Source organism: Cupriavidus sp. YAF13 (assembly GCF_052113425.1).
In the GTDB taxonomy this organism is placed as follows: Bacteria; Pseudomonadota; Gammaproteobacteria; order Burkholderiales; family Burkholderiaceae; genus Cupriavidus.
In genome coordinates, this window is record NZ_JBFRDD010000037.1 from 64,769 (window position 1) to 82,860 (window position 18,092).

Here is an 18,092-nt window from a genome sequence, read left to right on the forward strand (position 1 = left end):
GGCGTCCGTTTATAACGGCGCCCTGGCCGCGAGGCTTCACCCTACGTAGGGAGGGCGAAGCGCGTGGGCCGATGACGAGAGGGATGCGGGCGAAGGAAGACGGCGCGCGTATCGAGGCTGGCGCCAGCCGATGACAACGACTTCACCGAGGCAGCAGTTTTGGTCGCAAGAACGAGCCAATGTTCGTAGAATGTCCCCACCCGCTAGCCTCGAACAGGGAGCGCAGCAATGAAAGAAGGCCCGGTGCCAGCCGATCCCGGCAATGCCGCAGCGCTACCAACCAGTCACCCTCCCTCCGACCTGGCCGACGAGATGCTGGCATTCGAGCAAACCGTACTGCGGCTGATCACGCGCAATATGCCGCTCCCGGCACTGCTCGCCGAGGTATGCCGCCGCGCCGAGGCGATGCTTGGCGAAGGGCCGTCATGCTCCATCCTGCTGCTCAATGGCGGTGGCACGCACGCGAAATTCGGCGCGGCGCCTTCGCTGCCGGACGCGTTCAGCGCGGCGATTGACGGACTCCCGATCGGCCCCGGCGCCGGTTCATGCGGCACGGCCATGTTCGAGCAGCGCATGGTGGTGGTGGAAGATATCGCGACCGATCCCTTGTGGGACGATTATCGGCAGCTTGCGTTGCCGATCGGGCTGCGCGCCTGCTGGTCGATTCCGTTCCTCGACGATGCGGGCAAGGTGCTCGGGGCGTTTGCGGTCTACTATCGCGTCCCGCGGCGGCCGACCGCCAAGGAAGAGACGATCCTCCGGAACGTCGGGCAGAGCGTGGGCCTTGCGGTGCATCAGGATGCGATTGCGCAACGGCTTGCGCAGAGCGAAGAACATCATCGCTTCGTTGTCGACCTCCTGAGCGAAGGCATCCTCGTGCTTAGCCCAAGCGGCATCGTGCTGGCATGCAACCCAAGTGCGCAGCGCATGCTGCGCTCCGCAACGTCGCTGGTTGGCAGCAATATCTACGGCAACGTGGCGCGCTCCTTTCATGACGACGGATCCCCGATCGCGATCTCGGACCGGCCAACGTCCCGCGTGATAGCCACGGGGCAACCGATTCTTGGCGAGGTGATCGGGCATGAACTGACCAGTGGCGAGATCATCTGGATCAGTGAGAATGTGGTCCCGATCATCAAGCCCGGCGAGACGGCACCGGGTTCCTTGCTGGTCTCCTTTGTGGACATCGGGCCGGTACGCGAAGCCACCCAGCGCCTGAAGTATCTCGCAACGCGAGATTCCCTGACGGGACTCTTCAATCGCAGCTATCTTGCCGACCGGATGACCGACATACTCGCGCCCGGCGACAACGACGGACAAGACCCGCTGCGCGTTGCCATCGTCTACGTCGACCTGGACGGCTTCAAGCTGGTCAACGATTCGGCCGGGCATGAAGCTGGCGACGCCCTGCTGCGCAGCGTCGCCCACCGGCTGACCGGCTGTGTACGAGAGCACGACACGCTCGCACGCGTGGGCGGCGACGAATTTGTGGTCGTGATACGCGGCTATCGCAGCACGGAAGAGATCGCCGCGTTGGCCACGCGGCTTCTCGATACCATTGCATTGCCGTTCACGGTCGGCGAGAACGCCTATTTTATTGGTGCTTCGATTGGCATCAGCCTGTTTCCAGAAGACGGCCGCGACGCCGCAACGCTGCTGCGCAATGCGGATTCCGCCATGTACTACGCCAAGCAACTGGGGCGCAATAGCTTCCAGTTCTTTACGGCGTCGCTTAACTTGCGCATGCAGCGCCGCTTTGCCGTGGAGCAATCCTTGCGGCGCGCGCTGGCCGCAGGCGAGCTCAATGTCGTCTACCAGCCCATCGTGGACGGCCAGTGCGCAAGCGCGGTTGGCGCGGAAGCCCTCTTGCGATGGCACAGCGGCGAACTCGGCAATGTCTCGCCAGACGAGTTCATTCCGGTCGCGGAAGAGACAGGCATGATCGTGGCCATTGGCCAGTGGGTGCTGGAGCAAGCCTGCGCGCAGGCGGTCGAATGGCGGCGAACCATCGCACCGGATCTTTCGATTGCGGTGAACCTGTCCCCGCGCCAGATCAACGCCGGGTTGGCGCAAATGGTCCTCGACTGCCTCGCGCGCGCCGGGCTCGATCCCAGCGCGCTGGAGCTGGAAATCACGGAAGGGCTCCTGATGATGGATAGCGAAGCGGTGATGCCGGCGCTGACATCGCTGACCCGTACCGGCGTGCGGATTTCCGTCGATGACTTCGGCACGGGATACTCGTCGCTATCCTATCTGAAGCGCTTCCCGCTTCATAACCTCAAGATCGATCGATCATTCGTCGCCGGACTGCCAGACAATCGCGATTCCACCGCGATTACCCACGCTGTCGTGGCGATGGCGCACTCGCTCGGCATGAGCGTCACGGCGGAGGGCGTGGAAACCCCGGAACAGGCGGCCTATCTACGTTCCTTAGGCTGTGAGAGACAGCAGGGCTTTCTATTCTGCCGGCCCGTGGCGCCTGCGGAATTTGCACGCCGGCTACGCGAGCTTGGCTCGGCGGTGGAAGCAAAGTAGGGCAAATCCAGCCCTGGCAGCCGGGTTACTCAAGATCCTCCACAAGCACCTTTCCGTATGCGGCGGCGGCGGCAACGATGAAGCCAAGCACTTCAGCGCTCAGGCCGTCGATGCCCGAGAAACTACAAAAATAGAATCCATAGGGCTCCACACTGGCGATGGCATCGGGCATTTGGCCCGAATTCCCCGGCGCCCTGAAATCAAAACCGGAGGACCCCTTCTTGCCTGCCCCGCCGGCCGCGCGGCCGAGAATTTTCTCGGCGATGTCTCCCAACGGCAGGTCAACGACGATCTTGTATTCAACACCCATTCTGACGTCTCAGTAAAAGCTGGCGCTACCAGAAGCGGAGCGCCCCGCCCAGCATAAAGAAGATCAAGATCAACCCGTACTCTCCGAGCAGCAACGGCGAGATCGTCAGCAAGCCCTGGAGGACCACCGCCACCTTCCAGCACCTGGACAAGCCATAGCGCCGCCAGTACAGCGCATGCAGGATCATGGTCAGGCCGTTGGCCACCCAGACTACGCCAAGGGCCATCATGTAGTTCTGCTGTGCGATCCGCAGCACCAGGAGCAGCACACCTACCATCAAGATCAGTAGCGAGCCGACGCCAAGCAGAGCACGGCCCGTGGTGACCGGGTCGGACGTAGATCGTGGCATTGCGTTTCCTTTGTCAGCGTGAGGCACGCCAACCAACGTTTTCAAGGTCAGCGTGTTTGTGTCCGCCGTTTAGTCCAGGTTGCGCACTACCACAAGCTGCTTGCGGAATTCGAATCCCATCTCCGGCCAGGTCTTCACGTAGTCCATCAAAGCCAGCTGGCCGGCCGGATAGTCTTCACCGTTGAGACGGCAATCCGTCTGGATCTCGCCATCGGCATAGCGCGCGGCGTACAGGCGGATGGCGGCAAACGCGCCGGACGCAAGCAAGGGACGAAAGGCGTCAATCGACTTCGTCAGCAGGCAGCATGGGCAGAAATCGTGCTCATCGCTCTCGCTGTCGCTGTCGCTATCCTGCTCGCTCGCCTCGCGGGCGGCGGCCGGGCATGATGGCTGCGCATGCGGTGTCGCCATGTAGTGCGAGGCTGGGCCAAACACCACGCGGCGGCGCAACACCGGGTGGCCCGCCTCGCCAGGGAACTCCATCGTCACCGACATGCACTCGGTACCTTCGGCGAGGGTGTCCGAACGAATGCGCACCAGTCGGACTCTGAGTGCAATAGCCGCGCTATACCGGGCTTCTTAGCTATCGCGAAAGCGCGATCACTAGACACCTCTAGCGCCCCCTCCAATTCAAAACCTAAGGGGATACGAAGTAAGTCACCTACTTCGCAATCGATCGCACGACCACCCCAATACTGGTCCACCAGTAGTACTTGCCTTAAGGGTGAAGTAGCCCCCGTCAACTCCCGGCGGATGTCGCGAGGTGTCGTACGGAGCAGATTTTCGCCCGCTGCGCGTGAGATCGCGCCGATGCCATTCACCAGATGATTTACTAGAGTGGAATAGCCGACCCCAAGCCAGTTGGCCAGACCATAGACCTGAAGCGCACTCAGCGTGGGGTATTGGAGCTTCCTGCGAGCCATGCCACTTTCTATTGTTGCCTTCGGCATGAGGAAGAATGCGGCAAAACAATCGGCTTGAAACTCTTTACTATCGGTAGCCCTGTTGTAGGAGCGATCGCTAGTAAGCTCGTCGAATTGCTCGCCATGCCCGAATGCATGATGACCTAGCTCGTGCGCACAAGTGAAATTCCGCCGACCATGCGGCCGCAGACTGGAAAGGATGATGGTCGGCCTGCCGCTCGCGACGTACATACCCTCCATGGAGGGGAGGTCTGCCAAGCGAACTTCGACCCCCAACTTCTCGGCGGCATCAAGCGGCGATGCCGGATCTTCGATAGATATTCCAAGACGCCTTCGCACTTGCAATGCCTTTGCAATAGCCCCGCTGAAAAGCAATTTCTTCTGCGACATTACTTGTCCTCGCCCTTACGCAACATCCTCAGCATGTTCATCAAGCGCTCGAGGTCATTGTCCGACATCTTGCTAAGCTCTCTAGCTGCCATGAGAACGCGAGCTTCGGCAGCTTCATCTTTTACGGAGCCATTGACGATCCATTCAACGGAGACGTCGTACAGATTAGCGAAGGATTCGACTTCATCGGCCGCTACTTTCCTGCGCCCTGCCTCAATCTCAGAAATGGTAGGCCGGTGCATGCCCAAACGCTTTGCCACCTGCCCTTGTGACAATCCAGCAATCTCACGTGCTTCCCGAAGGYGATCCGAAATAGACATCTTAAACTCCTACTTGCCCACCCAATTTTGGGTCGAGTTCAGACAGCATCTTCGCAACATCCCTGATTGAGATGGGTTTTTCGTCAGCGACAAAAATATTATTAACCTCTAAGGGTAGTTCAAGCTGCTCGATCACTTCCACCGTGACCTCAACACCATTCAAGCTATCGAAGCCAGGAAGGTCATCGAGTGGAACCGTGTCGRCAGAGACCTCCGTCTCGTCACGACCGCTCATCTTCTGGATGTTGGCTACGGCGGCAATCAGAAGCTCTTCCAATTCGAGTTGTGTCATGTCTAGACCCTCAGCAAAGCACTGTACGGTGCGGTAAGAAAATCTTACCGCATCATGCGAAGACATGCAACCGTCGATGCCGGCTAGGTCTTGGGAAGGAATTTGCTGCAGGGAGGAATCGACCGCACCTTGGCCGGCTATGGACTGGGTGCGTGCGTAGAAATGAAAAAGGGCCCGTGACTTGCGCCACAGGCCCTTCGACATACTCGTGGGTCGTGCGTGACTCGAACACGCGACCATCGGATTAAAAGTCCGAAGACCTAGCTAGACACATCTACACGAAATGTAGTCTCACAAAATAGTTGGCAAGACGGGGCTTAAAAATCAGGGACTTACCCATCTTTTCTGTGAAGTATATCTTTACGATTTTCAGAAAAGATGGAAATTTCCTACCGACGTCACAGAATAGATGACACCACTCGTCRAAGGATCTTTCGAYGAACTAAGTTGGGCTCTGCCCATCGCCTCGTCTGAATATAGTTTTCAGCAGTCGCTTAATAACTTGCCGCCACCTCGCCACATACTTGGTTCCTTGACTGGAGCGAGCCATGAAAGCGATGCGACGGTGTGCCGCCTGCGGCCAACCCTTTCTTCCATGTCCCCATGTACCGAGGCAGTGCTATTGCTCGGCCACTGCCTGCCAACACGAACGCCGGCGTCGATGGCAAAAGATGCGCCTGAGTACCGATCCCGACTATCGCGAAAACCAGGCGCGGGCGCGAAGTAGATGGCTTATGCGCCACAAGGATTACTGGTCCCACTATCGCGCTGCGCATCCGGCATATGCCGAGAGCAACCGGGAGTCGCAGCGCTCCAGAAATCTCCGTCGACGCCCGATTGCAAAGATGGACGTGTCATCGGCCCGAGCGCCGCTTCAAGCGGGCATTTACACCTTACAGCGTCAGACGTCGGCAGGCATTGCAAAGATGGACGCGTGGACCGTGGAAATCGTTGTGCTCCGCCAACTAGGGCCCCGACCGCCCACGATTGCAAAGAGATGACGTGAGGCATGTTGGCGCCCGACCTGCTACTGTGGATCCGTGCGCTCTCCCAGGCTGCGAATGCCCCCCAATGAAGCCATCCGCAGCCTCGTACGGTCCATCGGTCTCGGGCATCGAACGAGCACCGGTGAAGCTAGGAGCGTGAGAGCGGGTTCGCACATTAGCTCGTGGTCATCATGGCACTCGATCAATTCACTGAAGCTGCGCCTGCAACGGGCATGGCGCAGCACGCCGTCGAATACGTTCGGATGTCCACAGAGCATCAGCAGTACTCAACGGAAAACCAGCGTGACAAGATCCGCGAGTACGCCAACAGGCGGGGGCTCGAGATCATCCGCACATATGCCGACGAAGGCAGAAGCGGGCTAAGAATCGACGGCCGCGAAGCCCTGCAGCGCCTCATCCACGACGTCACTTGCGGCCAAGCCGACTTTCAAGCGATTCTCGTGTACGACGTCAGCCGCTGGGGCCGGTTTCAGGATGCAGATGAAAGCGCGTACTACGAGTACATCTGCCGGCGCGCCGGTATCCAGGTCGCGTATTGCGCCGAGCAATTCGAGAATGATGGCTCGCCTGTGTCAACCATCGTCAAGGGAGTCAAGCGTGCAATGGCCGGCGAGTACAGCCGCGAGCTTTCAGCCAAGGTGTTCGCGGGACAGTGCCGGCTGATCGAGCTCGGATTTCGGCAAGGCGGGCCCGCCGGCTACGGTTTGCGGCGAGTGCTAGTTGACGAGCATGGTCTTATGAAGACCGAACTTCACCGTGGGGAGCACAAGAGCTTACAGACCGACCGCGTGATTCTGATGCCCGGACCTGACAGCGAAGTTCGGATCGTCAATCTGATCTACAACTGGTTCATCGATGAATCGCTAAATGAGTACGAAATTGCCGCACGCCTTAATGGCATGAGGGTGCGTACGAACCTGGATCGAGAATGGACTCGTGCAACCGTCAGGGAGGTGCTAGCTAACGAAAAGTACATTGGAAATAGTGTCTACAACCGCGTGTCCTTCAAACTCAAGAAGATGCGCGTGATGAACCCGCCAGACATGTGGATTCGCAAGGATGGCGCCTTCAAGCCAATCGTACCACCGGATGTCTTCTACACCGCGCAGGGGATCATCCGTGTTCGGGCGCGGCGATACAGCTGCGAGGAGCTAATTGAGCGACTGCGCAATTTGTATAGGAGCCGAGGCTTCCTGTCAGGGCTGATCATTGACGAAACAGAGGGAATGCCATCATCTGCTATCTATGCCTACCGCTTCGGCAGCTTGATCCGTGCCTATCAGACTGTTGGCTTCACACCGGACCGAGACTATCGCTATCTTGAGATTAACCGGTTCCTGCGCCAGTTGCATCCCACCATCGTTAAGCAGACAGAGCAGGCCATTGCCGATCTTGGGGGAATAGTCCTCCGCGATCCGGCCACCGACATCCTGGATGTCAATCGTGAGTTCACCGTGTCGCTTGTGTTGTCACGCTGCCAGCCCCATGAAAATGGCCGAAATCACTGGAAAGTCCGGTTTGATACGAGCTTGCTGCCAGACATCACCGTCGCCGTTCGATTGAATGGGCAGAACGATGCGCCCCTCGACTACTACCTGCTACCTCGCCTGGATTTCACGCAACCGGGTATTCGCTTGGCGGAGCGCAACTCGATCGAATATGAGAGCTACCGCTTCGACACCCTCGACTATCTCTACCACATGGCAGAGCGCGCCAAGCTACGGAGAGCGGTATGAGCACCACGCGCCAAGCAGGCGAGATCCGCATGGTCCCGATTGACCAGATCGACGTGATCAATCCACGCGAGCGCAATAGTCGGGTCTTCGAGGAGATCGTTGGCAACATCAAGGCAATCGGCCTAAAGAAGCCAATCACCGTAACACCTCGGGCCGGCTCGAATGGCGAAGAGAAGTATCTTCTGGTGTGTGGCGAGGGCCGGCTGAAGGCGTTTCGATCGCTAGGTGAAACGACTATTCCGGCAATGATCGTTCATGTCAGCGACGAAGACGCATTCATCATGAGCCTTGCGGAGAACATCGCTCGCCGGCAGTGCCGCCCACTGGAGTTGCTCGCGGGCATTCGGCAACTGCAGGATCACGGATACTCTCCCAAGATCATTGCAGAGAAGACCGGCCTGACGCAAGCGTACGTCCAGGGCATCCTGATGCTGCTTCAGCACGGCGAAGAGCGCCTCCTGGTCGCTGTCGAAAATGGCAAGATCCCACTGACTGCAGCGCTGTCTATTGCTGGAGCCGGCGATGACGACAAGGCAATCCAGGCGGCTTTGCAGGAAGCGTACGAGTCGGGAAAGCTCCGCGGCAAACAGTTGATGACCGCACGGCGGATCATTGAACGTCGCCGGACACTAGGAAGATCGGCTGCCAGGTACATGACATCCAAGAAAGCCGACATCACGACGTCCAGCCTGGTCCGAACCTATGAGGGCGAAGTCGAGCGTCAAAAGGCAATGGTCCGCAAGGCCGAGTTCACACAGCAGCGATTGCTGTTCGTCTTCGGAGCCCTTCGCCAGTTGTTCGCCGACGAGAATTTTGTGAACCTCCTGCGTGCCGAGTCCATGGCTACACTACCTCAATATCTCGCAGAGCGAGTATGGCCAAATGGTGGATCGGGATGAGCGACGTAACGCTCGGCTTTGTGCCGGCCCCCCTCTCCGTACCTGTAATCTGCATTCTCCCTTCGCGCAGAGCACCCGTTGGGCTAGCCAACACGCGCAAGTTCAAACAGATCCGATCCTCAATTGAGGAAGTCGGCCTGATTGAGCCTCTATCCGTAACTGCAGTCGACCAGCAGTCCGGCCACCACCTGCTACTCGACGGCCATATTCGGCTGACGGCTATGCGAGAGCTGGGATTCGTCGAGGCGCCATGTCTCGTGGCGACGGACGACGAGGCATACACGTACAACAATCGCATCAATCGTCTCGCGACCATCCAGGAGCACTACATGATTCGTCGCGCGATTGACCGAGGCGTTTCACCAGAGCGACTGGCGAAGGCCCTTTCGGTCGACGTCAGTCAAATCATGAAGAAGGTCAATCTGCTTGATGGAATCTGCCCCGAGGCCATTGAATTGCTAAAGGATCGGCAGTTTTCACCAGAAGTCGCGAGGGCCATCCGGAAGATGAAGCCGACCCGCCAGGTAGAGTGTGTGGAACTGATGGAAGCTGCGAACAATATCTCCGTCGCCTACGCGGAGGCACTATTGGTTGCGACGCCAGCAACTCGCCTCGTCGATGGCAAAAAGCCGAGGAAGCTAACCGGCGTCACCCAAGAACAAATGGCGAAGATGGAGCGCGAGATGAGCAACCTGCAGGAACAATACAAGCTAGTGGAGCAGACGTACGGCCAAGATGTGCTGCACCTCGTTCTCGCCCGAGGATTTCTGGCAAAGCTCATAGAGAACGAATCGGTGCTCAAGTATTTGAGCAATCGGCAGCCGGACATACTCCGGGAATTCCAATCGATCTTAGAAATCACGTCACTAGATCAGTAGAGAAAACTCATCTACTCTTCAGGAATGCCGCGACAATAGTCCGTCCAAGGAGACTCTGCGGATATGAAACTCCGCCCCACAGAATGCCAACGCATCATGGAGCAGCACGGCAAAGCAGTTGACCGTATGCCAAAGTATTCCGACGACAATTGCGCAGTGTGGCTCACACTTCCGGATGATGATGCGATGCTGCGCACCATCCTGCAGAAGTACTCGGAGCGTCAGGGACAAGAAGCGGCTTCCGAGCGCGTCATCACCGTTGCTGCTGCAGACGGGAGCGGAGATCTCATGATTCCGTTGTCTGCCGAACTAGTCGAGTCCCTTAACTGGAGAGAAGGAGATCTACTTTCGGTGGAGGTAGTCGACGCCGACACGTTGGTATTCCAACGCCTATAGGGAGGCCTGTCGAACGGTCTCGTTCACCAGGGCGCCCTACGAGTATCCCTTTCCATCCGGCGGGGACATCCTGGAGCACCCCGATCAGTAGATCCCAGTCCACGACATTGTCAATGCAAACGAGGTGTTCGGCATCTCCACTTGTATGCGCGAGCCATGCAAGTAACGCGACGCGACGACTAAGGTACCCCTCGACCGGCCTCAATCGGGGTGTCAGAACGGTTCTGTTCCGTAATCGTTTGACCAGATTGCCGGAGCGCCAGCACGGGCGCGGGCTAGCGGGCGATGGGCGCGCGGCGGCGTCAACTTCGGCGGCGGACGGGAACGGTGGGCGGCGCGAGGCCGCGAGCAGGAAGCGGTGAGGCGGGGTCGATGCGCAACGCGCGGGAGTGCAACGATTATGCGCCCACGCCGCCGGTTGCGCACCCCCGAATGCTCACCAATTTCACGTCGCTTTCAAGGTGGGGCGCGCCGATGGCAGAATGAGCCGATTCGCGACCTCGACGCTGCCATTCGAACGTTCGTTCCACAACCCGTTGCGGACGTTCGATCGCTTATAGTCAACGTCTGCTTTGCAGGGCGGACTCAACCGGTGGATGCAAACCGCTAGCTGTAGCGGTCCGCACCCTGCCATCTTGCGCGCATTTGTCGACGCCGTATGCTTTAGCCCAGTCGTTCGATCATGTGAGCTCAGCATCGGCTAGCAGATCGCTTCGCTTGCCGAGGTACATCGGCTTGTCCAGTCCGCGGTAGCTCGGCAGCCAACACTTATCTTTCGGACCGGTTGGGTGGTCATACTCGGTGGACGAAAAGAGAAGCTGGGCATCGTTTGCCTCGCACATCTTCTCAAGCTCAGTGAGGTATCTGGCTAGGTCGGCAGTGTGGAGTTCCTCCTGCTTCGGGGTGTCGAGGATCAGGAATCGGAATGGACGGGATCTATCAGACAGATACGCCTCCAGCAGGGCCGCGTGTATGGCGAGGACTAGTCTGATCGTCGTGCTGCTGCTGCCGCCGCTGCCGATGACATCAAGCGTTTCGCCTCCGAACGTAAAGCGGAGATTCAAGTCAATGTCGACGTTCGTCGACACGTTCTGCGTCTCAAGCGTCTGCATCCACTTCACGGTGAGTTCGCGTAGAGTCAGCCGAAGCTTGTTGAACTCATGGTCGGCTCTACCGGTGTTGGACAGCCCGTCAATGCGATCCTGGATACGATCGCGTTCTCGCTCCAGCTTGAACAGCTTCGAGCGCTCGTCCTTCAATCCAGAGATTCGGCCCAGTTCGCCCTGCACGCCGACAAGCTGCTTGGTCAAGGCCTGCACAGCCGTCACCAACTGATCGACACCCGAGGTACTGGGCAACTCGAGGTTGTCAACGAGCGTCTGGCGCTCCGCTCCTAGCTCTTCAAGCCGCTCCTCCAATTGCTCAACCCGAATCTCGGCACGCTGGCTGTTCCGCTCAAGGTCCTTGATTTGGTCCTTGAGATACAGCAGGTTCTTCCCGTACGATTCCGTGCTACCCAAAAACAATCCGCAGTTTGGCACGCGGCAGATTTCCTGAAACGACGTGAAGACACGCCGAGCCTCTTCGTTCAGCCCGAGTGTCTTGACCTCACCATCAATTTCCGAACGGATGGTCTCGATGCCCGCGACACGATTCTGCAGTTCGAAGAGCTCCAATTGCCGAGCTCGAATTTGGACGTCCTTCTGACGCAGGAGCTCCGCGAGCGTCGAGCTCGCGGTCCCCCTCGCATCCACGGATGCGCGAAGTCCGTCGATCTGCTGCGTCAGGTTCTCAGCCGTCCGCTGCAGCACCGCTTGGTTTGCGTCGCTGTCGTCAACGCCGCGACTCTGGTACTCGAGCACACGCTGTGCAGCAACGATCTTGCGTGTCTGTGCCTCTAGGGCACTCCTCTCTTCGATAAGGGTCTTCTTGACCTCATAGGAATGCTTGGGGTTCAGCCCGAAAGCGAACCGCACCATCTCCGCAAATTGGTCTGCGATGAACGAGCTTGGGGCGCGGTAGGCAGCCGAGTATCCGTAGCCCTGTATCAGGTAAAATACCGGCAACAAGGTTGCGATGTAGGGCTGCGCCTCCTCACCTTTGGTCGACACAAGCCGTGGCGGCTTCAGCCCAAGAAGCTGGAACAACGCGAGCGAGAAGGATCCCTGTGAATGGTGTTCGGTCTGCTCACCATCGAAGTCAATCGTGGCGTAGAACCCCTCGTTCGTCGCATCGATAGTGCGGCGGATCGTGAGCGGTTTCTCTTCCGACTCGGCGCGCAAGACAATCGCCTTGCACTTCTCGAGGATGTCGGTTCGAAAGTTGTTGGGGAACCCCAGCGCGGACGCAAGCGCACGGATGACAGGGGTCTTCCCGCTGCCGTTCCGCGCGAACAGCATCGTGGTCCTGTAGCCAAACTCCAGGAGCGAGCTTTCCCAACCTCCCTCGCCCAGAGGTTCTATCTGCAGTGACTTCAGCCTCAATTCACTTCCCCTCTGGCTCGAGCTTCATCCCGAATGTACTGGTAGCTGAGCTCGATGGTTTTCATGGAGAGAGACAAGAGACTTTCTCCCTCCAAGGCGCCGTTGTAGACCTTCTTGCCCAAGTCGGTGGCGGCGATTCGGCGTGTCACCTCGTCGATGGTGACTTGCCCGGTCGACTCTAAGAACGTCAGCGCCTTAATGGTCCTGATCCGCAGGTTGCCGGACCAACCAATGTCCTGAGAAGATCTTTTGAAGCCGGCGACAGTCCGCTCCAGACACTCGCCGACCAACTGCCCAATCTCGGGCAGTTGAGGCTTGGACTGGCCCTTCGAGATTGCTAAGATAGCCATGGCGAGCAGGGGCAACTGGAACAGAGCCTCGTTGTCGAGCGTGTGCACCGGTGAAGATCCTTCGCCAGAGAGGTTCAGCTTGAGGCCGAGCCGCCTAGCTTCGCTGAAGAACTCTGGCGAGCTCATCGCGTTGCTCTCCTAACGACGGCGGCACAGAAGGCTCCGAACACCAAGTCCGTATCCAGTGCCGCGAACTTCTTTGCGATCGGCGAGTCCAGAGTTCCTTGAACGAAGCTCTCAAGGTCTCCCAAGACGCCACCTCCGAGCAGCCAGGCCTTGCACTTCTTGTCGACTTCATCGAGCAAGACGTTGAACGTGAAGTCCGGAAACGTATGCCGCGCACTTCTAACCCAGACGTCCCAAGAGACCTTCGCTCGCGAGGCCGCCTCGATCATGGATTCAGTGGCACCCGCCTCCTTCAGCTTCCGCTGAAGAATGGACGCTGCTTTGATGGCAGCTGGGTCGCCCCCTTCCATCAGGGTCCGGTACACCTGGGTGGAAATGCTCAGGACGTCAAGCAGGTCTTCCAGGCCGACGCCAGTTGCTAAATCGATGTCAGCCTTGGATAGCCCCCTGATGGGAGAACAGGACTTCTCCTCGACTAGCGTCACCAGGCTTCTTGCGAGGCGTTCAATCTCGTGTTGATGCAGCTCAATCTCGCTGTGCTTCCAGATAGCGTTGTGCGCGGCAATACTGAAGGCTTCGAGCGTGTCGCCGATGTATTGAACGTTCGGCAGCAAGGACAGTTTCTTTCGAGCCGCATCTATCTGCTCGGACGACAGTGGACTTTCGGTAGAAATGATTTCCGCGAATTTTTCGATGAGCTGACGGATGTACTTCTTGCTGGACGTGCCCGCGGAGAGGTCCGTGACGACACCGTGAACATCGTCATTGAAGTGAACGTTGCTGAGAACCGTGATTTCGCGACACTGGTCGCCAAATTCGATGGTGTGCACGAACAGCTTGCCCGCGATGCTGTTGCGAATCGCCTCCAACTTCTCATGCGTATCGATCGCACCTGTTTTCTTGAGGGCGAACACCTCCGCGACATCCCATTGCTGGTTTGCCTTGCCCTTGGTCTTCACTTGGAAGAAGTGGTAGTCGACCACGCCCTCTACGGTTCTGCGCACGACAAAGTCGTCGTGATAATCGCAGTAGACCCGGTCGATCTCCTTACCGCTCAGAATCTCAAGCGCCGCATAGGCAGCTGCTTGGAACTGCATACGGAACCTTGCAACGGTATTACGACCAACTGTCTCGCGCGGCTCTTTCTCATGGATGACGTCCATGCCTCTCGTTTTGCCTCCAGATTTCGCACGTACGTTTTGTATCACATTTGCGTGCGCTCGCCCATGCTGCGTTTTACTGGACCAATGGGAAATATGGCGCCAAATGCTCGTGTAAGCGGCGGCACTGCGACCGCTCCCGATCTCAAGGCCGTTCTCATCGCAGCTCCGGCTCACTTAGACGAGGAAAAACATGCTGTATAAATATACAGTATTGTCTCTGTTTCCGCAGCCTATGGTATGAGCCAGAAGTCACGCAGGCCTCTGAAATCCTCCGCGTAGGTGCATCGTGGCGCCGTGAATCGACAGGCTGCTTTTTGCTGCTGGTCAAGATGTGGTCGTACGAATGCGTCAAAGCATGGCGCCAAGTCTGCGTAGCCACCCGAGCACTTCACCCGCCGGATCGCGGGCAGCCAATCGCTCCGCAGTCATCAAGGGGAACGCCTTGTCGGCCAAGCGATTTTTCGCTTGCGTGTCCTTCATCACGCCGTCGAATCTTTGCTGGGCCGAAAAGACCTCGGCAAACAACTTAGGCACGGCCTTGCCGGCAGCATCTGGTTGATCTGCAACAACCACATCGACTCCAAAGGCCTCCCTGATCGCGTCGGGATGCAGATAGCACTCGATCTCGTGCTTGGCAGTCAGCACGCCCCAGGAGCCGTCCTCACGGCGGTTGACGGCATTGATTGCTTCGCCATAGCTGGCGACGTCGCTGTCGTAAATATGAACCTCAGGACAGTTAAGCTGACGCAGGTAGTGCTCCGCGACCCAGTGCTTGAGAGCAGAGCCCCCTAAGAGCACAAATGCCACTCGCGGATCAGTCTCGAGATTCGGTAGCGTTTGGTCGACTGCATGTAACGCCCGACTCAAGCATTTTAGTGCGGCGATATCCGTTGGACCTTCGACGCAGAGGAGTACCTTGACGCGGCTATCCGGGACGACACCGAGCGTCTCCGCGACATTGCCAAAGACGTCGGCACCTGCTTCGACCCTCGGCTTCAAGCCATCATCGCGAGTCACAAATCGGATGCTTTCAGTGGGCAGTTCAGACGCGAACCCCGGGCTATGCGTGGTGAGGATGATTTGGCACCCCGGCTCACTCGCCAAGACCTTGAACGACTCGATGAGGATGCGCTGGTTGTTGGGATGCTGAGCCGTCTCGGGTTCCTCGATCGCATAGATGATGTTTCGAGTGGTGCCACTGCGTAGCCTGCGTTCTGCCTCAGCCTTGAAGAAGCTCACTAGAATGAGGCGGCGAACGCCGCTGCCACGTTTGTTCAACGCAATACCGTCATCGGTATCGAGACTAACTGAGAAGAGGCCAGTCCACTTGGAGGCCGTCGGCGGTGCGAATTGCGGTGTCAGTTCCCTGGCAAGGTTCGGATCGATGGTCTTCAGCGCTTCGTGTGTGGTTCTGGCGATTTGTTCGGCCTTTTCACGCACCTTCAACTGAATGCGCTCGATATCATCTTGCACCTCCGCGATTGCAGCGGCAACTGCGGCCTTCATGGGATTCTGCACCTCACCATCCGAATCGCGGCTGCTACGATCGCTTTGAAACAACGCGAACAGTGGAAGATGCGGCTCGAGTTGATCCCAGATGCGCTTGCTGTCCTCTTTCGGCTTCGTGACGTGGATCTCGACCTCCGCCAAGTTAAGGTCACCGGCCTCTGCCCAAAGCGCTTGACGCATGCCAGGATTGCCCTTCCTTGCAACAGCAAGCTTCTGCTCTTCCACACGTCGCTGCAGGTCGCGCTCCTTCAGATCAAGTAGATCTGCGACACCAGGTGCCGTCGGGTGGTTAGCCAGGATAGCAACCTCGCAGGAGACCGCCTTCTTGCCGCAGTCAAAGGTCTTGCGAATCTTCAGCGTTCCATTGGCAGTCAGCAGATACTCTGCAGCCAGCGTCGTCTCCGCGCCGGCATCGAGGGTCAATGGCTCGGGTAGATCGGAAAACTCACAAGTGATGGCTACCGTCTTATCGTCGGTGAAGACGTTGGCATCGCTGCTATCGATCTTGACTGTTTCGTTGTTGAAGAAAATCTCTAATGCTTCAAGGACGGTAGACTTCCCGATATCGTTTTTCCCAACGAACGTCGTCAGATCGGACAGGGCCACCGTGATTTCGTCACGGTAGCATCGAAAATTTCGGATCGAGACAGATTGCAGCCGCATGTGTGCTCTCAGAGGGGCGGGTCGAGCCAAGAAGTTGGCGGTTTGCTGCAGACGCGTCAACCCGGATTCAGAGGGGATACGCTGATGACGGGGCTACACGATGCGCAGCACTACGGACCTCGATCGCTTCCACGCTGTCTCGGCGACCTGCTCCGACAGGTCGCAAGTTCGTGATAGCCGGATGAGCAGATGGCTGTTCTCAGAGAAAATCGAACGCTTCATTTGGCACCGCTGAACGTCGTATGATCAAAGCGACCTCAATGTGAGCGCGACCCTACCGCCTTCGCTCTGGACGGTCTATCAGACTCAGCGAGAATTTGTAGTTGCTGAAGATGGTCGCGGCGATGCTGCGCGAGCCACCGGACGACCTTGGCATTGTTCAACAGACCCTCAATGTACCTCCTTATGACAACGAGCCTAAGATTGTCCGATCCATAGGTCTCCTCCATCAGCTTTGTGTCGTCATGCAGAACGGCAAGCTCGCGCTCGAGCCGCTGCACGGCCTCAGTCGAGTTAGTGGCCTCCACCTTCCTTCTGGCTGAATTCAGCCTCGGACAAGACCTTCGCCTTACCTTCCCGCATCCGGCAGCTCAGAATGTTTAGAATTCGTTCGCCAATCGAACTCTATAGACACTCTATCTAGGTGGTTGGGGCTCGTGCACTGCTGGGATAGCTCTGGGCATCGGAATGTTTACCAAATGTATTTACAAAACATTCCGTGACTGACTGGGAAGCGCTGGCGCCAGGCCCAAGGCCGAACCGCCCAGGTCGCCGCCAGGGCACTCTTCCCGACCTGTCCGAGAATCACCATCCGGCACAGAGTCTAGCGCCCTGCCAGCACCTGTGATCCTCGACAGCCGACGAGCGGTGACAACTCGCGACGTACGGTAGTTAACACACACCGAAATGAGTTGGCACCGGCCTTCAGCGCGGCCCTGCATGGTAAGACCGAAAACCGCCTAGAGAGCGGCTGCACGCTGTCGTGGATTGTTACTGAACGGCTGCTTTGCGGACTAATGGGTGAACTGCCCCTATCGGCCGCCAAGAGCAGCCATTCGACATGGTCGCTCAAATCGTTGACAATCTACTGATCGAGTTCGGAATGTGCATGAAGCAGGATCGCCCTGCATCAATCGTCAATCATCCTGCTCCGTACATCGGCCGCCATCGTGCTAGCCTTTTCCATTAAACGGCTTACTGATACTTATTTTTAAGATGGCAAGACTGAATTTTCGTGAAATTGAGCCCGCGAGCGGAAAGTCCAACGATCTGGATCAATTTGAAAAATTTGCGAAAATATTTCTGGAGTCAGTGATCGGAGGAAAAATTACAAAAGGACCAACAAGAGGTGCTGATGGGGGAATTGATCTTCGCCTAGAAATTGAAGAGCATGGAACAACGGTTAAAAAACTCGTTAGCTGCAAGCATTATGCAAACTCCAAAGAATCAGTAGGCGTAAATGACGAAATCGACATTCGAGACCGATTAGAAAGTTTCGGCTGCACAGTGTTTGTCGGATTTTATTCAACTATCGCCTCAACTGGGTTGGAGCAAAAGCTAGAAAGGTTGCAGAAAGAAAAGGGCATTCGCTCAGAACTCTACAACTCCGAAGATATGGCGCTGTTCAGATTAAACGTTGATGACCTGCTTGCCGAGAGCTGACGCGATGACATCGTCGGCGGAAACGCCTTCCTTGTTCCAGCTCATCAGCCGTTGCCAAGCCAGGTAGTTCGGCAAGTACTTGGTGGCCACGCCCCTGAGTT

The 18,092-nt window shown here is 57.5% G+C and carries 17 protein-coding genes, 1 tRNA gene and 1 pseudogene; 6 read left to right on the forward strand and 13 right to left on the reverse strand.

Annotation, left to right across the window (positions count from 1 at the left end):
* The first annotated feature begins 228 nt into the window (after positions 1 to 228).
* A complete protein-coding gene (locus AB4061_RS26890) occupies positions 229 to 2,535 on the forward strand; it encodes a putative bifunctional diguanylate cyclase/phosphodiesterase (protein ID WP_441639229.1) in 2,307 nt (768 codons plus the stop codon).
* Between the two features lie 25 nt (positions 2,536 to 2,560).
* Here AB4061_RS26890 and AB4061_RS26895 read toward each other — a convergent pair whose 3' ends face one another.
* From AB4061_RS26895 to AB4061_RS26925, 7 genes are all read right to left on the reverse strand, one after another.
* The gene (locus AB4061_RS26895) at positions 2,561 to 2,845 is read right to left on the reverse strand and encodes a hypothetical protein (protein ID WP_441639231.1); all 285 of its coding nucleotides are present in this window, start codon (positions 2,843 to 2,845) and stop codon (positions 2,561 to 2,563) included.
* Between the two features lie 25 nt (positions 2,846 to 2,870).
* Entirely contained in the window at positions 2,871 to 3,194 is a 324-nt protein-coding gene (locus AB4061_RS26900; protein WP_441639233.1) for a hypothetical protein, read from the reverse strand.
* Between the two features lie 69 nt (positions 3,195 to 3,263).
* Positions 3,264 to 3,689 (reverse strand): DUF6348 family protein, encoded by a 426-nt coding sequence (locus tag AB4061_RS26905; RefSeq protein WP_441639235.1) that lies wholly within the window; start codon positions 3,687 to 3,689, stop codon positions 3,264 to 3,266.
* Entirely contained in the window at positions 3,680 to 4,507 is an 828-nt protein-coding gene (locus AB4061_RS26910) for an ImmA/IrrE family metallo-endopeptidase (RefSeq protein WP_441639237.1), read from the reverse strand. The genes AB4061_RS26905 and AB4061_RS26910 overlap by 10 nt, the downstream gene beginning before the upstream one ends.
* On the reverse strand, positions 4,507 to 4,827 hold the full coding sequence (locus tag AB4061_RS26915; RefSeq protein WP_441639239.1) for a helix-turn-helix domain-containing protein: 321 nt from the start codon (positions 4,825 to 4,827) through the stop codon (positions 4,507 to 4,509). The genes AB4061_RS26910 and AB4061_RS26915 overlap by 1 nt, the downstream gene beginning before the upstream one ends.
* Before the next feature lies 1 nt (position 4,828).
* Positions 4,829 to 5,323, reverse strand: a complete 495-nt coding sequence (locus AB4061_RS26920) for an acyl carrier protein (RefSeq protein ID WP_441639241.1) — start codon at positions 5,321 to 5,323, stop codon at positions 4,829 to 4,831.
* Positions 5,324 to 5,328: 5 nt separating this feature from the next.
* A tRNA-Lys gene (locus AB4061_RS26925) sits at positions 5,329 to 5,390 on the reverse strand.
* 906 nt (positions 5,391 to 6,296) lie between these two features.
* Between AB4061_RS26925 and AB4061_RS26930 the strand changes: the two genes are divergently transcribed.
* The 4 genes from AB4061_RS26930 to AB4061_RS26945 all read left to right on the forward strand — a co-directional run bounded on the left by AB4061_RS26930 (position 6,297) and on the right by AB4061_RS26945 (position 10,035).
* Positions 6,297 to 7,862, forward strand: coding sequence for a recombinase family protein (locus tag AB4061_RS26930; protein ID WP_441639243.1), 1,566 nt, complete (start codon positions 6,297 to 6,299; stop codon positions 7,860 to 7,862).
* Positions 7,859 to 8,761, forward strand: a complete 903-nt coding sequence (locus tag AB4061_RS26935; RefSeq protein ID WP_441639245.1) for a ParB/RepB/Spo0J family partition protein — start codon at positions 7,859 to 7,861, stop codon at positions 8,759 to 8,761. The genes AB4061_RS26930 and AB4061_RS26935 overlap by 4 nt, the downstream gene beginning before the upstream one ends.
* Entirely contained in the window at positions 8,758 to 9,639 is an 882-nt protein-coding gene (locus tag AB4061_RS26940; protein ID WP_441639247.1) for a plasmid partitioning protein RepB C-terminal domain-containing protein, read from the forward strand. Before AB4061_RS26935 ends, AB4061_RS26940 begins: the two co-directional genes overlap by 4 nt.
* 63 nt (positions 9,640 to 9,702) lie before the next feature.
* Positions 9,703 to 10,035, forward strand: a complete 333-nt coding sequence (locus AB4061_RS26945) for a hypothetical protein (RefSeq protein ID WP_441639249.1) — start codon at positions 9,703 to 9,705, stop codon at positions 10,033 to 10,035.
* Between the two features lie 680 nt (positions 10,036 to 10,715).
* Here the strand turns inward: AB4061_RS26945 and AB4061_RS26950 are convergent.
* From AB4061_RS26950 to AB4061_RS26970, 5 genes are all read right to left on the reverse strand, one after another.
* Positions 10,716 to 12,434: a hypothetical protein gene (locus AB4061_RS26950; protein ID WP_441639251.1), complete on the reverse strand. Its 1,719-nt coding sequence runs from the start codon at positions 12,432 to 12,434 to the stop codon at positions 10,716 to 10,718.
* Positions 12,435 to 12,514: 80 nt separating this feature from the next.
* A complete protein-coding gene (locus tag AB4061_RS26955) occupies positions 12,515 to 12,994 on the reverse strand; it encodes a hypothetical protein (RefSeq protein WP_441639253.1) in 480 nt (159 codons plus the stop codon).
* Positions 12,991 to 14,157 carry a dsDNA nuclease domain-containing protein gene (locus AB4061_RS26960; RefSeq protein ID WP_441639255.1) on the reverse strand — a complete coding sequence of 389 codons (1,167 nt, stop codon included), beginning with the start codon at positions 14,155 to 14,157 and terminating at the stop codon, positions 12,991 to 12,993. Before AB4061_RS26960 ends, AB4061_RS26955 begins: the two co-directional genes overlap by 4 nt.
* Before the next feature lie 348 nt (positions 14,158 to 14,505).
* On the reverse strand, positions 14,506 to 16,329 hold the full coding sequence (locus AB4061_RS26965) for an ATP-binding protein (RefSeq protein ID WP_441639257.1): 1,824 nt from the start codon (positions 16,327 to 16,329) through the stop codon (positions 14,506 to 14,508).
* Positions 16,330 to 16,586: 257 nt separating this feature from the next.
* Positions 16,587 to 16,856, reverse strand: a complete 270-nt coding sequence (locus AB4061_RS26970) for a plasmid partitioning protein RepB C-terminal domain-containing protein (protein ID WP_441639259.1) — start codon at positions 16,854 to 16,856, stop codon at positions 16,587 to 16,589.
* Between the two features lie 688 nt (positions 16,857 to 17,544).
* Here AB4061_RS26970 and AB4061_RS26975 point away from each other — a divergent pair.
* Positions 17,545 to 17,991 (forward strand): restriction endonuclease, encoded by a 447-nt coding sequence (locus AB4061_RS26975; protein ID WP_441639261.1) that lies wholly within the window; start codon positions 17,545 to 17,547, stop codon positions 17,989 to 17,991.
* Here AB4061_RS26975 and AB4061_RS26980 read toward each other — a convergent pair.
* Positions 17,959 to 18,092 (reverse strand): annotated as a pseudogene (locus tag AB4061_RS26980) (IS1595-like element ISCARN29 family transposase); the annotation flags it as partial. The gene AB4061_RS26975 and the pseudogene AB4061_RS26980 overlap by 33 nt on opposite strands.

Bases quoted from the DNA above. Each gene is read 5' to 3' on its own strand.
- AB4061_RS26890 (WP_441639229.1), top strand. From the start codon at position 229: ATGAAAGAAGGCCCGGTGCCAGCCGATCCCGGCAATGCCGCAGCGCTA.
- AB4061_RS26895 (WP_441639231.1), bottom strand. From the start codon at position 2,845: ATGGGTGTTGAATACAAGATCGTCGTTGACCTGCCGTTGGGAGACATC.
- AB4061_RS26900 (WP_441639233.1), bottom strand. From the start codon at position 3,194: ATGCCACGATCTACGTCCGACCCGGTCACCACGGGCCGTGCTCTGCTT.
- AB4061_RS26905 (WP_441639235.1), bottom strand. From the start codon at position 3,689: ATGTCGGTGACGATGGAGTTCCCTGGCGAGGCGGGCCACCCGGTGTTG.
- AB4061_RS26910 (WP_441639237.1), bottom strand. From the start codon at position 4,507: ATGTCGCAGAAGAAATTGCTTTTCAGCGGGGCTATTGCAAAGGCATTG.
- AB4061_RS26930 (WP_441639243.1), top strand. From the start codon at position 6,297: ATGGCACTCGATCAATTCACTGAAGCTGCGCCTGCAACGGGCATGGCG.
- AB4061_RS26935 (WP_441639245.1), top strand. From the start codon at position 7,859: ATGAGCACCACGCGCCAAGCAGGCGAGATCCGCATGGTCCCGATTGAC.
- AB4061_RS26940 (WP_441639247.1), top strand. From the start codon at position 8,758: ATGAGCGACGTAACGCTCGGCTTTGTGCCGGCCCCCCTCTCCGTACCT.
- AB4061_RS26945 (WP_441639249.1), top strand. From the start codon at position 9,703: ATGAAACTCCGCCCCACAGAATGCCAACGCATCATGGAGCAGCACGGC.
- AB4061_RS26950 (WP_441639251.1), bottom strand. From the start codon at position 12,434: ATGCTGTTCGCGCGGAACGGCAGCGGGAAGACCCCTGTCATCCGTGCG.
- AB4061_RS26955 (WP_441639253.1), bottom strand. From the start codon at position 12,994: ATGAGCTCGCCAGAGTTCTTCAGCGAAGCTAGGCGGCTCGGCCTCAAG.
- AB4061_RS26960 (WP_441639255.1), bottom strand. From the start codon at position 14,157: ATGGACGTCATCCATGAGAAAGAGCCGCGCGAGACAGTTGGTCGTAAT.
- AB4061_RS26965 (WP_441639257.1), bottom strand. From the start codon at position 16,329: ATGCGGCTGCAATCTGTCTCGATCCGAAATTTTCGATGCTACCGTGAC.
- AB4061_RS26975 (WP_441639261.1), top strand. From the start codon at position 17,545: ATGGCAAGACTGAATTTTCGTGAAATTGAGCCCGCGAGCGGAAAGTCC.